The 14,280-nt window shown below is 39.8% G+C and carries 14 protein-coding genes; 8 read left to right on the forward strand and 6 right to left on the reverse strand.

The genetic code is table 11. From position 1 onward, the window contains the following. Window positions 1–24: 24 nt before the first annotated feature. Window positions 25–582 (reverse strand): cytochrome b, encoded by a 558-nt coding sequence (locus tag JGE69_RS01790; protein ID WP_199112062.1) that lies wholly within the window; start codon window positions 580–582, stop codon window positions 25–27. A 239-nt stretch (window positions 583–821) separates the two neighbouring features. On the opposite strand from JGE69_RS01790, the gene JGE69_RS01795 reads away from it, so the two are divergent. Both JGE69_RS01795 and rnhB read left to right on the forward strand, forming a co-directional pair. Then, complete coding sequence (locus JGE69_RS01795; RefSeq protein ID WP_199112064.1) at window positions 822–1,211, forward strand: hypothetical protein; 390 nt, start codon at window positions 822–824, stop codon at window positions 1,209–1,211. Between the two features lie 70 nt (window positions 1,212–1,281). Further along, window positions 1,282–1,848 carry a ribonuclease HII gene (gene rnhB / locus JGE69_RS01800; RefSeq protein ID WP_069119558.1) on the forward strand — a complete coding sequence of 189 codons (567 nt, stop codon included), beginning with the start codon at window positions 1,282–1,284 and terminating at the stop codon, window positions 1,846–1,848. Window positions 1,849–1,915: 67 nt separating this feature from the next. Here the strand turns inward: rnhB and csrA are convergent, their stop codons facing one another. The 3 genes from csrA to alaS form a co-directional block, all read right to left on the reverse strand. Further along, window positions 1,916–2,170, reverse strand: coding sequence for a carbon storage regulator CsrA (csrA, locus tag JGE69_RS01805; protein WP_004793773.1), 255 nt, complete (start codon window positions 2,168–2,170; stop codon window positions 1,916–1,918). Window positions 2,171–2,415: 245 nt separating this feature from the next. Further along, window positions 2,416–3,696 (reverse strand): aspartate kinase, encoded by a 1,281-nt coding sequence (locus JGE69_RS01810; protein WP_002115333.1) that lies wholly within the window; start codon window positions 3,694–3,696, stop codon window positions 2,416–2,418. Between the two features lie 65 nt (window positions 3,697–3,761). Beyond that, window positions 3,762–6,398, reverse strand: coding sequence for an alanine--tRNA ligase (gene alaS, locus JGE69_RS01815; protein WP_199113204.1), 2,637 nt, complete (start codon window positions 6,396–6,398; stop codon window positions 3,762–3,764). A 269-nt stretch (window positions 6,399–6,667) separates the two neighbouring features. Here alaS and JGE69_RS01820 point away from each other — a divergent pair, with 269 nt between their 5' ends. The 5 genes from JGE69_RS01820 (at window position 6,668) to JGE69_RS01840 (ending at window position 11,882) form a co-directional block, all read left to right on the forward strand. Further along, complete coding sequence (locus JGE69_RS01820) at window positions 6,668–7,687, forward strand: type I glyceraldehyde-3-phosphate dehydrogenase (RefSeq protein ID WP_199112066.1); 1,020 nt, start codon at window positions 6,668–6,670, stop codon at window positions 7,685–7,687. 311 nt (window positions 7,688–7,998) lie between these two features. Then, entirely contained in the window at window positions 7,999–9,165 is a 1,167-nt protein-coding gene (locus JGE69_RS01825) for an ATP phosphoribosyltransferase regulatory subunit (RefSeq protein ID WP_199112068.1), read from the forward strand. A gap of 63 nt (window positions 9,166–9,228) precedes the next feature. Beyond that, window positions 9,229–10,548 (forward strand): adenylosuccinate synthase, encoded by a 1,320-nt coding sequence (locus JGE69_RS01830; RefSeq protein ID WP_002121613.1) that lies wholly within the window; start codon window positions 9,229–9,231, stop codon window positions 10,546–10,548. Between the two features lie 121 nt (window positions 10,549–10,669). Continuing rightward, the gene (locus JGE69_RS01835) at window positions 10,670–10,987 is read left to right on the forward strand and encodes a hypothetical protein (protein ID WP_002121533.1); all 318 of its coding nucleotides are present in this window, start codon (window positions 10,670–10,672) and stop codon (window positions 10,985–10,987) included. Window positions 10,988–11,102: 115 nt separating this feature from the next. Continuing rightward, entirely contained in the window at window positions 11,103–11,882 is a 780-nt protein-coding gene (locus JGE69_RS01840) for a M48 family metallopeptidase (protein ID WP_002121572.1), read from the forward strand. Between the two features lie 54 nt (window positions 11,883–11,936). Here JGE69_RS01840 and JGE69_RS01845 read toward each other — a convergent pair whose 3' ends face one another. Next, window positions 11,937–12,986 (reverse strand): NADP(H)-dependent aldo-keto reductase, encoded by a 1,050-nt coding sequence (locus tag JGE69_RS01845; RefSeq protein WP_199112070.1) that lies wholly within the window; start codon window positions 12,984–12,986, stop codon window positions 11,937–11,939. 159 nt (window positions 12,987–13,145) lie between these two features. Continuing rightward, window positions 13,146–13,853 carry a cAMP-activated global transcriptional regulator CRP gene (gene crp / locus JGE69_RS01850; protein WP_005070320.1) on the reverse strand — a complete coding sequence of 236 codons (708 nt, stop codon included), beginning with the start codon at window positions 13,851–13,853 and terminating at the stop codon, window positions 13,146–13,148. Between the two features lie 240 nt (window positions 13,854–14,093). Between crp and JGE69_RS01855 the strand changes: the two genes are divergently transcribed. After that, entirely contained in the window at window positions 14,094–14,213 is a 120-nt protein-coding gene (locus JGE69_RS01855; protein WP_002121587.1) for a hypothetical protein, read from the forward strand. The last annotated feature ends 67 nt before the right edge of the window (window positions 14,214–14,280 follow it).

Consider the following 14,280-nt stretch of genomic DNA (forward strand, 5'->3'; position numbering starts at 1 on the left):
AGGCGGTTTTTTTATACATCAGGTTTATTTAGGCTGTTTAGTCATACTATTTAAAATATTGTCTTTATCAATAAAGTGATGTTTCAAAGCTGCAAGTACATGCCCAACAATGAGGAAACCGGCAAACCAAGAAATATAAATATGTAATGGTTTAACAACAGCTAAAAGCTCTGGGTTATCTTGCACTAAACGCGGAATTTCAAATAAATATAAAACAGGGGCAGGGTGACCAGCACTCCAACTAAACAAGCAACCAGTGACAGGTAAAGCCACTAAAATTACATAAAGGAACAGATGACCCACGTGTGCCAGAGTTTTCATCATCGGTGACATGGTGTCAGGTAGTTTTGGAGCTGGATGTGTATAGCGCCATAAAATCCGGATAATGACTAAAAAGATAATGGTGGTTGCAATATTCTTGTGCAACGTAATCACATCACCTTTAAAGCTGCCATCAACGTCATAGCTTAAAAAATTTCCACTATAAAAGCCAATAATCCATGCGACGATGAAAATAATTGCCATCACCCAATGCAGAATTTGTGCGGTACGGGTGTAATACTGAGAGGAAGCAGCAGGCATAAAAGACCCTTTTTTTGTCGTTTTGATTTGTGATTTTAGGGGAAAGCGCAGATTTTGAGAAATGTTTTAAATGTGACAGAGCGTGCTAAAAACAGAACGTTTTACCCCAAAAAAAGTATTTGATGGGCTGAATTTCACTCGGCAAAATAGTTTGCATAAATGCATCAAATTATTTGTTTCTTCTAAAGTTGAGTTTAGGCACAATACGCGCTGCCAACGTTCAATCAAAGGAAAAAATGATGAAAAAATTGATGCTCGCTCTAGCACCAGTTGTTTTAGCTTTAACAGCATGCGCAACAACTACAGGCACTGGTACAGGTGCTTCTTCTGCACAAACCACAACTCAACAATTAGGCGTTGCTGCGTTAAAGGTTGCTGTAAATGCGAAATGTATTACAGAGATTAATAATGTTGCAGCTTGGAAAACAGCAACAAAATATATGACTGCTGAGCAACGTGATAGCATCCAAACGAATGTGTGTGGTTGTGTGAGCGAAAAGGCTCCAAACAGTGTGACAGCAGTAGAATTAGCTGCAGCTGCACTTGATGTAAATACACGTGCTACAATCGTAAACCAAGTGGTTTCTAAAACTGTAAACGCTTGTGTGGCAGAAGCTTTACAAAAGTAATTAATAAATTATGTGTTAAAGCAGGCTGATTACTATTGATCAGCCTCTTTTATTTAAAGGTAGTGAGTCGATGTTTATTGCTGGTGTAGATGAGGCAGGACGGGGGCCTTTAGTAGGTTCGGTTGTGGCAGCAGCTGTGATTTTAGATCCGAATAATCCAATTTTAGGATTAAATGATTCTAAAAAATTAACTGAAAAGAAACGTGAAAAGTTGTTTATTGAAATACAAGAAAAAGCCTTAGCTTGGTCAATTGCTGAAGCAACTCATGCTGAAATTGATGAGCTAAATATTTTACAGGCGACTTTTTTGGCTATGCAACGCGCTGTTGATGGCTTGAAAACTCAACCTCAAAAAGTGATTGTCGATGGTAATCAAATTCCGAAAGGAATTATTATTCCTTGTGAAGCCATTGTGGGTGGAGATGCGAGTCATCCTGAGATCAGTGCAGCGAGTATTCTGGCAAAGGTTACCCGTGACCGACAAATGGCAGAATTAGATCAGCAATATCCATTATTTGGTTTTGCCAAACATAAAGGATATCCAACTAAAGCGCATTTTGAAGCGATTGCAACACATGGGGTAATTGATCAGCACCGCCGCAGCTATGCTCCTGTTAAACGTGCTCTAGGCTTATAAATACAAAGTCCTAAAAAATTTAAAGCGACTAGAAAGTCGCTTTAATTAGGGAGAGAATAACTTCATATTAACGATTGAAGTTTTTCTGTGCATAATTATCATCTTCAAAAGAAACTTGATAATCTTGGTCAAGATGTTGAAGGTGTTCATGCATTGCACGTTCATGTTGAATACGTTGATAAATTTCTTCGCGATGAACAGAAACCTCTTTTGGTGCATTCACACCAATACGAACCTGGTTTCCTTTGACGCCAAGCACAGTAACACTGACTTGATCCCCAATCATTAATGTTTCCCCGACACGGCGGGTCAGAATCAGCATGTTTATCTCCTTGCTAAACGCTTAAAACTGCAATATTGGTACCCAAATAAAAGCTCAACCTCAGTTTTCAGTCAGATTCTAACAGAAATATGAGAACAAAGTCATATTTTGATAATCACTGCCAAAAAACTTTCCGTTTAATATAACAGAGCCGCTATAAAAAAAACTATAGCGGCTCTGTGTTTTCTTTGATTATTGTCGGACAAGTAAACATTTTTTAATGAATTCTTGACCGGTTGGTAAAATTAAGCGCGAGCGCTGCTTTCACCATGTTCACGATCCAAACCAAAAGCGGTATGTAAGCAGCGAACAGCAAGTTCAAGGTATTTCTCGTCGATAATCACAGAAACTTTAATTTCAGAAGTTGAAATCATAAGAATGTTGATACCTTCATCAGCAAGGGCAGTGAACATTTTGCTCGCTACACCTGCGTGTGAACGCATACCTACACCAACGATAGACACTTTAACGATGTCATCACGTGTTGAAACTTCACGTGCGCCAATATTTTTAGCAGTTTCGTTTAAGATTTTTTCAGCTTTCGCTAAATCAACACGGTTTACAGTGAAAGTGAAATCTGTTGTGCCATCTTCTTCAACATTTTGCACTATCATATCGACTTCGATATTGGCATCACTTACTGGTGATAAGATTTTAGAAGCAATGCCTGGTTCATCAGGTACACCTAAAATCGTTAATTTTGCTTCGTCACGGTTAAAAGCAATACCTGCAATAATTGGCTGTTCCATAGTATCTTCTGCCTCAGTAGTAATGAGTGTACCAACATTTTCTTTAAATTCGTCGTCAAAAACGCCGTCGTCGTCATTATCAAAGCTTGATAATACACGTAAAGGAACTTGATATTTCCCGGCAAACTCTACTGAGCGAATTTGTAAAACTTTAGAACCTAATGATGCCATTTCTAGCATTTCTTCAAAAGAAATACGGTCGATTTTTTTGGCTTTAGGAGCAACGCGAGGGTCAGTAGTGTAAACACCATCTACATCAGTGTAAATCTGGCATTCGTCAGCTTTTAAAGCAGCAGCAAGAGCAACACCAGAAGTATCTGAGCCACCTCGACCTAGTGTTGTGGTATTTCCATTAGCATCAAAGCCTTGGAAACCAGCAACCACAATAACACGGCCTGCATCTAGGTCATTGGTCATGACATCTGTATCAATAGACTCGATACGCGCCTTGGTAAATGCACTGTCAGTTTTAATACCGACTTGACGTCCGGTATAGGATTTAGCTTCCACACCAATCGAATTAAGTGCCATAGCTAACATGGAAATCGTCACCTGTTCACCGGTTGAAACCATTTGGTCTAACTCACGTGGGTCAGGTGTTTCGGTAATGGCTTTAGCGAGAGCAAGTAAGCGGTTTGTTTCACCACTCATTGCAGATACGACCACAACAACCTTGTGACCGTGATCATGCCAACGCTTCACACGACGAGCAACATTTAAAATGCGCTCGGGGGTACCCATAGAAGTACCGCCATATTTTTGAACGATTAATGCCATAGTTGTTCCATATAAGCCATGACCCTGAGAGGCTTTTCAGGGTCAGTTACACAAAAAGTGAAGTCTTATTTTTGTTCAAGCCATGCAGGCAATGCTGCGATAACTTGTCCAAACTTCTCGTTAAGTGGCGCGCCACCTTGTGCTAAGTCAGGTTTACCACCACCTTTACCACCTAACTCGGTTGCTAGATGTTTGATGATGTCACCTGCTTTTAGAGTTGCAGTGTATTGTGATGCAACTGAAGCAAGTAGGCTAACTTTGTCACCCTCTACACCAGCTAAAACAATAACTGCATTCTCTAATTTCGATTTAACACTGTCATGTAAGTTGCGAAGTGATTTTGCATCTACACCTTGAACAGTGGTAATAAGCGTTTGACGACCAGCAATGGTTTGTACCTGATCAATCAATTCTGACGCTTGGAAGTTTGCCAATTTCTGATTGAGCTGTTCAATCTGCTTTTGTAATGCAGAAACCAATTCAACATTGGCTTGCACACGCTCAACAGTTTGGTCTTTCTGTGCTTTTAATAAGCCATTAATGTGCTGGATATCAGCATCAGTTTTTTGTACTACATCTAACGCTTTAGTACCTGTAACAGCTTCAATACGACGTACACCAGCAGCTACACCACCTTCAGAAGTGATTTTGAATAAACCAATATCACCTGTACGTTTAACGTGGATACCACCACAAAGTTCAATTGAGAAGTTTTTCTCATCAATAATTGAACCCATAGAAAGTACACGTACTTCATCACCATATTTTTCACCGAACAACATCATGGCACCTTTAGCTTTTGCAGCCTCGATATCAAGAAGTTCGGTTGTTACAGCACTATTTGCAATAATTTCTGCATTCACTAAACGCTCAACTTGTTGTAACTGTTCAAAAGTTACAGGTTGGTCATTAGCAAAGTCGAAACGTAAGATATCGCTTGCAACTAAAGAACCTTTTTGTTGTACATGTGAGCCTAAGATTTGACGAAGGGCAGCATGTAATAAGTGAGTTGCAGAGTGGTTACGTGCAGTTGCTTCACGAATGTCCGCTTTAACAATCGCTTCAACATTTTGATCTGCTTTAAGGCTACCAACGGTCACAATACCTTGATGAACAAAGGCACCGCCTGACTTTTTAGTATCTTGAACTTCAAAAATACCAGTTTCATTTTTGAAGATACCAGTATCACCAATCTGACCACCACTTTCAGCATAGAAAGGAGTTTGGTTTAAAACGATAAGCGCTTCATCACCTTCTGAAACTTCTTCAACTTGTACGCCATCTTTATAGATCGCTACAATTTGACCTTGACCAGTGGTGTTGATGTAACCATCAAACTGAGTTTCGCCTTCAACTTTTACAATGTTGTTGTAATCAACTGCAAACTTACCGGCATCACGAGCACGTTGACGCTGTGCTGCCATTTCTACTTCAAAACCAGCTTCATCAATAATAAAGTCACGTTCACGTGCAATATCAGCAGTTAAGTCTGTCGGGAAGCCGTAAGTGTCGTAAAGTTTAAATACAGTCGCACCAGGAATAGTTTTATCTTTTAATTGAGCAAGTTCGCCTTCAAGTAGTTTCAAACCTTGCTCAAGTGTTTTAGCAAACTGTTCTTCTTCACGAATTAAAGTTGCTTCAATCACGTCTTTACGCGCTGCAAGCTCTGGATATGCATCACCCATAACTTCAATTAAAGGTTGCAACATTTTGTAGAAGAACGTACCAGTTGCACCAAGTTTATTTCCGTGACGAACAGCACGGCGGATAATACGGCGAAGTACATAACCACGACCTTCATTGCTTGGGTTTACACCATCAGCAATGAGGAAACAGCATGAACGCGCATGGTCTGCAACAACACGTAAAGAAGGCTGACCTTGGTCTTCAATACCGATAATGTTGGCAGCAGCTTTTAATAGGTGTTGGAACAGGTCAATGTCGTAGTTTGAATTAACATGTTGCAATACAGCAGAGATACGCTCTAAGCCCATACCTGTATCAACAGATGGAGCAGGAAGAGGATGAAGCACGCCATCAGCAGTACGGTTAAACTGCATGAAAACGTTGTTCCAGATTTCAATGAAACGGTCACCGTCTTCTTCAGGTGAGCCCGGTAAACCACCCCAAATGTGATCACCATGATCAAAGAAAATTTCAGAACATGGACCACATGGGCCAGTATCACCCATTGCCCAGAAGTTGTCAGATGCGTATTTTTCGCCCTTATTATCACCAATACGGATAATACGTTCTGGCGCTAAACCGATTTCTTTGTTCCAGATGTCGTAAGCTTCGTCATCGGTGTGGTAAACCGTGGCATAAAGTTTATCTTTTGGTAAAGCAAGCCATTGTTCGCTGGTTAAAAATTCCCATGCGAATTTAAGCGCATCACGTTTGAAATAATCACCGAATGAGAAATTACCTAACATTTCAAAGAATGTATGGTGACGTGCAGTGTAGCCAACGTTGTCTAAGTCATTGTGTTTACCGCCAGCGCGTACACATTTTTGAGATGTAGTTGCACGCACATAGTCACGTTTCTCAAGACCTAAAAAGCAGTCTTTAAACTGGTTCATCCCAGCATTTGTAAATAATAAAGTTGGGTCGTTGGCAGGAACAAGAGAACTCGACGCGACACGTGTATGCCCTTGCGTTTCAAAGTAGCGCAAAAATGCTTCACGAATTTCAGCAGATGTCATTAAACGAGTACTCACAACCAAGTCACTCCATATTTTCGAATTTGGCTAAATGTATCAATGCCTGTTTGTTTTATGCCAAACCTTGCATGTGATACGGGGCTTATTTTTTAAAAACGCTAAATTGTAGCGGAAAAACCCCACCGAACCAACGATTTTAAAAGGAATATCTTACAAAACTGTGATTTGGCTAAAAATCTATATTCAATTGGCCTTGACGTGCTTTACTATATGCCTTCTTTAGTTTGTAGTTTTGTTGATAAGGATAGGTCATGCAACGTATCGCCATTAATGGGTTTGGTCGGATTGGACGTAATGTTTTACGCGCCTGGTTCGAAAGCCCAAAACAATTTCATTTTGAAATCGTGGCGATTAACGATATAGCAGATGTCCAGACATTAGTGCATTTATTTAAATATGATTCTACGCACGGCCGCTTCAATGGAAATGTAGATATATTGATTGAAAATGAAAAAGTTTTTTTGAATATTCAGTCAAATCAACGAACGCTAAAAGTTGAGGTTTTAAAGCAGAAACAACCTGAACTTTTACCATGGTCTAGTTTAGATATTGATGTGGTACTTGAGTGTACAGGACTGTTCCGTTCTCATGCGGATGCAACACGTCATCTACAAGCAGGGGCGAAGCGGGTTATTATTGGGGCAGCACCTTTTGATCATGTTGACGCAGCCATTGTTTATGGTGTGAACCATAATGAAGTCAAAGTGACTGATCAGATCATATCAAGTGTTTCATGTACTACGCAGGCTTTGGTTCCATTAGTAAAAATTATTGATGATGCTTTCGGTATTGAAACTGCGCTTATGACAGAAATTCATGCAGTGACAGCAGATCAATCTGTTCTTGACCACGCACATCGTGATTTACGTCGTGCTAGAGCTTCAGGGCAAAATATTATCCCGACCACATCTAGTGCACTCGGTGCATTAAAACGTGTTATGCCTAAAATGGAAGACCGTATTGATGGTTATTCAATTCGGGTACCAACTATTAATGTGGCGGCAATTGACTTAACTTTTATCGCGCAATCTCCAATTACTGTGCATCGCATTAATGAATTGCTGATTAAAGCTTCTCAAACAGATTATGCGGAAATTATGGCGGTAACAGATGAGCCATTAGTTTCGAGTGATTTCAATCATTCACCTTATTCACTCATTGTTGATTTAACTCAAACTATGGTTGTAGGGCATCAAGCTAAAGTATTCGCTTGGTACGATAATGAATGGGGCTATGCAAATCGTTTATTGGATCTGTGTGATTCTTTCTAAATTTAAAATACCTTAAGAAAGCTATTCAAAGATTAAATCTGGTTAACTGGCAACAAGGAGATAGCTCAGATATTGGCCCATTCTTTGGTCGAAGAACTTTTGTCTATGATATGAGTGAATGAGAATAAGATATTGAATATTATTATTAATTCATTAAATCTTCTTTTTGACTTTAGAGTTTATTAAGAAAGATTTATGCAAATTGTCAGGTGCATGGCACAAAGTATCATGCTACACTAAGAGAAATCGGGTGTGTTCCCGATTTTTTTATGTGGGGTCGTTCCACGTTGATCAGATTTTAGGCTTGAAATATGACCATTTCAGAGACATGGTTGCTGCCTGACGGGGTAGCAGATGTATTGCCGGAACAGGCGCAAGTCATTGAAAAACTTCGCCGTGAAGCTTTAGATTTCCTCGCGGTACGAGGTTATCAATTGGTATATACACCATTTATCGAATACATCGAATCGTTGTCTTCATTATCAGAATCAAATCAAGACTTAGATTTAGTAACTTTTAAGGTCATTGATCAGCTCTCAGGCCGTTTACTCGGTGTTCGTGCTGATATGACGCCACAAGTTGCACGTATCGATGCACATGTAAGACCAGTTGAAGGCGTTGCACGTTACTGTTATTCAGGGACTGTATTACATACTAAACCACAAAATTTCAATGCCACACGTGCACCTCTACAATTAGGTGCAGAGTTATACGGGCATGACAGTATCGAAGCTGATGTCGAAATGGTCGATGTTATGCTGGGGTTGATCGAGAACATCTATACTTTACAAGACGCGCATTTAGATTTGGGTCATGTAGGGTTGTTCCGCAGTTTAGTAAAATGTGCTGGACTGTCAAAAAATGAAGAGCATGAGCTTTCAGATCTTTATCAAAGAAAAGCGTTACCAGAGTTAGCTGAATTTACTCAAAATCTCAATATGGGTTCTGATTTCTATGCGCTTGGCCGTTATTCTAGTGATTTAGAAGCATTGCAGGCGAATTTAAGTGCAAACATCTTACAAGATGCTGAGTTTAAGTCAGCATTAGATGCACTTAAAACAACACTTGCGCAAATTAAAGGCCGTTGGCCAAATCTCAATATCGGTATTGATGTTGTAGAGCTACGCAGTTATCACTATCACACTGGCTTAATGTATGCGGTCTATGCACCGAATCGCGCTGCGCCCTTAGCACAGGGTGGTCGTTATGATGGCATTGGCGAGCACTTTGGCCGCGCACGTCCTGCTACTGGCTTTAGTTGTGATTTATATGCCCTAGGTGCAAATCAGTTCGCCGAAATCGAAACTGTTGTTGCTCCAAAAGGCTCAGAACAGGATTTACTCTCAGCAATTTCGAATGCACGTGCTCAAGGTTTACGTGTAGTTCAATTGTTAGGTAATGATGATTTAAGTTCTATTCCATATGCGACCCATCAACTTGTGTCGCAAAATGGACAATGGAATATTGAAAAGATTTAATCGCCAACGGTAAATTTTTACTGGTGGTTTCCAATTTTAACAGCATGATGTAATGAGGCTATTATGGGCAAAAATGTTGTGGTACTTGGTACCCAATGGGGCGACGAAGGTAAAGGTAAAATCGTCGACCTGCTCACAGATCAGGCGGCTGCGGTAGTACGTTATCAAGGCGGACATAACGCAGGTCATACTCTTGTCGTAGGTGGTAAAAAGACTGTATTGCACCTCATTCCATCAGGCATTTTACGTGAAAACGTATTGTGCTTAATTGGTAATGGTGTAGTACTGTCACCAGCCGCGTTAATTGAAGAAATGGGAATTTTGGAAGCAGAAGGTGTTCCTGTTAAAGAACGTCTACGTATTTCTCCAAACTGTCCACTCATTTTGCCTAACCACATTGCACTTGATCAGGCACGTGAGAAGAAACGTGGTAATGCTAAAATCGGTACTACAGGTCGTGGTATTGGTCCTGCATACGAAGATAAAGTGGCTCGCCGTGCAGTGCGTGTTGCTGACCTTGTTCGTGGTGGTGCAGCGTTAGAAGAAAAACTTCAAGAAATGCTTGAGTTACATAACTTCCAATTAACTCAGTTCTACGGTGTAGAAGCTGTTAAATTTGAAGATGTATTGGCTCTTTGCAACCAATGGCGTGAAGTGCTTGCTCCATTAGTGATTGACGTTACTAAAGTGTTGCATGACTATCGCAAAGAAGGTAAGGCTGTAATGTTTGAAGGAGCTCAAGGCTCACTTCTAGACATCGACCACGGTACTTATCCGTATGTTACAAGTTCAAATACAACTGCTGGTGGCGTAAGCTCTGGTTCAGGTATGGGGCCTTTACATCTTGATTATGTATTAGGTATTACTAAAGCTTATACAACACGTGTAGGTGCTGGTCCATTCCCAACTGAATTAGTTTACGATGCAGCTGCTGATTCTGGTGACCCAATTGGTAAACACCTAGGTACAGTTGGTCATGAATTTGGTGCTTCTACTGGCCGTCAACGTCGTTGTGGTTGGTTTGATGCTGAAATTCTTCGCCGTTCTGTAGATGTAAACTCACTTTCAGGTATTTGCTTAACTAAACTTGACGTTTTAGATGGTTTGGAAGAAGTAAAAATCTGTGTAGGTTATGAAAATACAGATTCAGGTTGTGTCGGTTCTTCAGATGCGGTTTCTTTTGAATGCTTGAAGCCAATCTATGAAACTATGCCTGGTTGGAGCGAGTCGACTGTTGGTTTAACTAGTATCGATCAATTACCAGCAAATGCTTTGGCTTATGTTAAGCGTATTGAACAATTAATCGAATGTCCGATTGATATCGTTTCAACTGGTCCAGATCGTGCAGAAACAATTGTTTTACGTCATCCATTCTCTGCTTAATTAGCAAAGATTAAAAAGGCCTCCTGAAAGGGGGCTTTTTTATACCCGACTAAAGTGCAGTTTTCGTTTTATTAGATTCAGATTAAAACGTTATATATAGATAAGGAAGGATGGGCTCAGGATGAAGCTGCAACCAACTATTTCAAAAACAATTTTTTATTCTTTTTTATTTGCTATTGGTGGTTCACCCACGCTGGCGATGTTGGTTATTTATGGACAGGAATATCATGAAGATTTCTTTATGACCGCTTTTATGAGTTTGTCGGTTTTGTTCGCATGTGTGTTAATTCCTGTTGTACTCATACAAAATAGTTATTTACTCTGGAAACGGGAAAGTCCTAATCTTGAAGAGAAAGTTAAAACCTTAAGTCATGTTTATCTTGGTTTAAATGTAATCTGTTTAATTTTCTGGATTTATTTGATGACTTTATCTACTTGATCGTTACATAAATACTATGATCATGAAGAAATGAGACATTCAAAGCATGAGTGGTATTTCTTATAATAAGTGCAAAAGAATAAACAGCTTTTTATCGATTTAGGTGATCCGTGTTATGAATAAAAAACTCTTTTTAAGCTTGTGTGCAGCAAGTGTGATGACCATTTCTGGCTGTGCAACAGTAGCGGACATGGCTGGTGCAGATACTGCAACCTTAAATGCTCAATCTGCTCAAGGTTTTAATAAGATGGTGCAGGAAGCACGTGGTAAGGGTGCTCTCGATACAAGCTCTAGTACATATAACCGTATTAATGCTGTATTCAACCGTTTAAAACCATATGCTAACCAGATGAATCAGACTGGTCAACCATTTAGCTGGCAGTTAGCGGTGTTGAAATCAGATACGATTAATGCTTACGTTGCACCTGGTGGCAAGGTAGTGTTCTATACAGGTATTGTGAATAAATTGAACCTGACAGATGCTGAAATTGCAGCTGTTATGGGACATGAAATGACACATGCTTTAGAAGAGCATGCAAAAAGTAAAATCGGTGCACAAGCTTTAACTGATTTAGCTCTTGGTATCGGTTTAAGCTATGCGGGTAATAATGTAGGCCAGCTTGGTACTGCTGCCGCTCAGTTAGGTACACAAGTGGGTGTAGGCTTACCATATTCTCGTAGCTTGGAAAGTCGTGCTGACCAAGGTGGTTTAATGTTGATGGCGCGTGCAGGCTATAATCCAAATGCAGCGATTACGCTTTGGGAAAAAATGAATAAGCTTGAAGGTGGCGGTGGTTCATCATTCTTGTCTACTCACCCATCTAACTCACAACGTATTGGTGATATGCGTAAAAACTTACCTGCGGCAATGGCAGTTTATAATAGCCGTAAATAAGATATAAATTTTATATAGATAAAGAAAACGGATGCTTAAGCATCCGTTTTTTATTTAAGGAGCAGGGTTGGGCTGTTGGGTATGGATGGCCTCAATACCTTTTAGAACTTCACTTGGTAGTTCAATCTCAAATGCCTGAATATTTTCTTTGAGTTGATCTAAATTAGTGGCACCAATAATTGTGCTTGTCACAAAGAATTGTTGCTTAATAAAAGCTAAGGCCATTTGAGTTAAGCTTAGCCCATGCTTTTCTGCTAGCTGTGCGTATTGTTCAGTCGCCCATTCGCTTTGAGGGTTGCTGTAGCGGCTAAAGCGAGGGAATAGTGTTACACGAGCATTGGCGGGACGCGCACCATTTCTAAACTTACCCGTTAAGTAACCAAAAGCCAGAGGAGAGTAGGCGAGCAAGCCGACATCTTCATATTTAGCAATTTCTGACATACCTATTTCATAAGTGCGGTTAAGCAGGCTATATGGGTTTTGAACACTTACGAATTTACTGACACCTAGCTTTTCGGCCAAATGTAAAAATTTCATGGTGCCCCACGGGGTTTCATTTGATAAACCAATATAGCGAATGCGCCCGCGATTAATCTCTTCTTGTAGAGCAAGTAATGTTTCTTCTAGAGGTGTTGTGTCGTAATCATTTTCAGCTTGCTGATTGCCATAAGCGAGCGTACCAAAAAAGTTGGTATGACGTTCAGGCCAATGCAGTTGATAAAGGTCGATATAGTCCGTTTGGAGGCGTTTAAGTGATCCATCTAGAGCTTTGGCAATATGGTCACTGTTAAAGCGTGTATTGCCTTCTCGGATGTGTGTTCCTCCCAAGCCCGGACCTGCAATTTTAGATGCGAGAAAGACTTTGTCACGTTGTCCATGCTGGGCAAACCAATTACCAATAATCGTTTCAGTTGCACCATAAGTTTCAGATTTTGGCGGAACGGAATACATCTCTGCCGTATCCCAAAAATATAAACCATGGGCCAAGGCGTAATTGAGTTGTTCAAAAGCTTCTTGTTGGGAGTTTTGCTCACCAAATGTCATGGTGCCTAAACAAATTTCTGGAAGTTTAAGGCCTGTGCGACTAAGTGGGTTAAATTGCATACAGCGGAATCCTTGGAAATTTTGAGTTAGCCTAACGGAGAATATGTATTCAACTTAAATCATAAAATTAGAATAGTTTGTAAGTTTTGTGTATTAACTCATTGTTGCATATAAAAAAAGCAAACCGAAGTTTGCTTTTTATTAAAAATTTAATGAATATTATTCTTCATCGTCGTAGTCATCATCAGAAACAGTGTTTTCTTCTAATGATGCATCAAAAATAAGAATGGCTTTACCATCAGTTTGGATCATACCTTGATCTTCTAAGGTTTTGAGTACACGGCCAACCATCTCACGTGAACATCCAACAATACGGCCAATTTCTTGACGAGTAATACGAATTTGACGACCATTCGGCAAAATCATTGCTTCTGGTTGAGAAGATAGATCGATTAAGCAACGTGCAATACGACCAGACACATCAATGAACGCAAGATCTGTCATTTTACGGGTCGTATTTTTTAGACGGCGAACTAATTGTGCAAAAACAGCATAGCTTAAGTCTGGGTATTGTTTGCTAAGTTCGTGGAAGTTGTCATAAGAGATCTCTGCAATTTCACAGACATCACGAGTTCGAACTTCGGCTGTACGTTGAGGGTTCGGTTCGAAAAGCCCCATTTCCCCAAAGAAATCGCCCGGATTTAAATACGCAACAACAATTTCACGTTCATCATCTTCACGCAAAATAATTGAAACTGAGCCTTTTAAAATTAAATATAAAGATTTTGACTCTGTTCCGGCATCAACAATTGTGGTTCGTTTTGGATATCTGTTGATGTGAGCACGTTTTAACAATGCTTTAACGGATTCAGGTAGTTGCCCCGGAGATAAAGCATCTGTGCTGAGTTGTGAAAAATTTGAAGTCATGCTTAATATGTTCCGAATAGGGTAAACAATTCACACAAGCTCGAGATGAGCTATTACACAGAAGAGATGAAATTCCTTATCAACTCATTTTATGTTAGTGTACAAAACAAGGGCCTGTTGACATTTCACAGATGGTTGCAACATAAGACAATTCTTTTAGACGTACCAAATAAGAACTATGAAATTTAGCCATTCTAAATAAATAGATCTTAACAATGGAACGTACAAAATAACTTGGTCTTGCGCTATGCCTGCGCTGCTTTAATTGCAACTCAGATTATGGCTGAAATTTCACAAACTTTATTACAAAACTGGACAAAGGATTGCCATTGTCTGGGTTTTGCGTCTTATTTGGATTAATTTTTAGCTATAACGCAATCCATAGATGAAATGTCAACAGACCCTGCTTAAATTTATAATTTTTTTT

Origin of the sequence: Acinetobacter sp. C13 (assembly GCF_016809775.1) — a bacterium.
GTDB lineage: Bacteria > Pseudomonadota > Gammaproteobacteria > Pseudomonadales > Moraxellaceae > Acinetobacter > Acinetobacter pittii.

Excerpts from the sequence above, each read along its gene's own strand:
- JGE69_RS01790 (WP_199112062.1), bottom strand. The coding sequence starts at position 582 with ATGCCTGCTGCTTCCTCTCAGTATTACACCCGTACCGCACAAATTCTG.
- JGE69_RS01795 (WP_199112064.1), top strand. The coding sequence starts at position 822 with ATGAAAAAATTGATGCTCGCTCTAGCACCAGTTGTTTTAGCTTTAACA.
- rnhB (WP_069119558.1), top strand. The coding sequence starts at position 1,282 with ATGTTTATTGCTGGTGTAGATGAGGCAGGACGGGGGCCTTTAGTAGGT.
- csrA (WP_004793773.1), bottom strand. The coding sequence starts at position 2,170 with ATGCTGATTCTGACCCGCCGTGTCGGGGAAACATTAATGATTGGGGAT.
- JGE69_RS01810 (WP_002115333.1), bottom strand. The coding sequence starts at position 3,696 with ATGGCATTAATCGTTCAAAAATATGGCGGTACTTCTATGGGTACCCCC.
- alaS (WP_199113204.1), bottom strand. The coding sequence starts at position 6,398 with ATGACATCTGCTGAAATTCGTGAAGCATTTTTGCGCTACTTTGAAACG.
- JGE69_RS01820 (WP_199112066.1), top strand. The coding sequence starts at position 6,668 with ATGCAACGTATCGCCATTAATGGGTTTGGTCGGATTGGACGTAATGTT.
- JGE69_RS01825 (WP_199112068.1), top strand. The coding sequence starts at position 7,999 with ATGACCATTTCAGAGACATGGTTGCTGCCTGACGGGGTAGCAGATGTA.
- JGE69_RS01830 (WP_002121613.1), top strand. The coding sequence starts at position 9,229 with ATGGGCAAAAATGTTGTGGTACTTGGTACCCAATGGGGCGACGAAGGT.
- JGE69_RS01835 (WP_002121533.1), top strand. The coding sequence starts at position 10,670 with ATGAAGCTGCAACCAACTATTTCAAAAACAATTTTTTATTCTTTTTTA.
- JGE69_RS01840 (WP_002121572.1), top strand. The coding sequence starts at position 11,103 with ATGAATAAAAAACTCTTTTTAAGCTTGTGTGCAGCAAGTGTGATGACC.
- JGE69_RS01845 (WP_199112070.1), bottom strand. The coding sequence starts at position 12,986 with ATGCAATTTAACCCACTTAGTCGCACAGGCCTTAAACTTCCAGAAATT.
- crp (WP_005070320.1), bottom strand. The coding sequence starts at position 13,853 with ATGACTTCAAATTTTTCACAACTCAGCACAGATGCTTTATCTCCGGGG.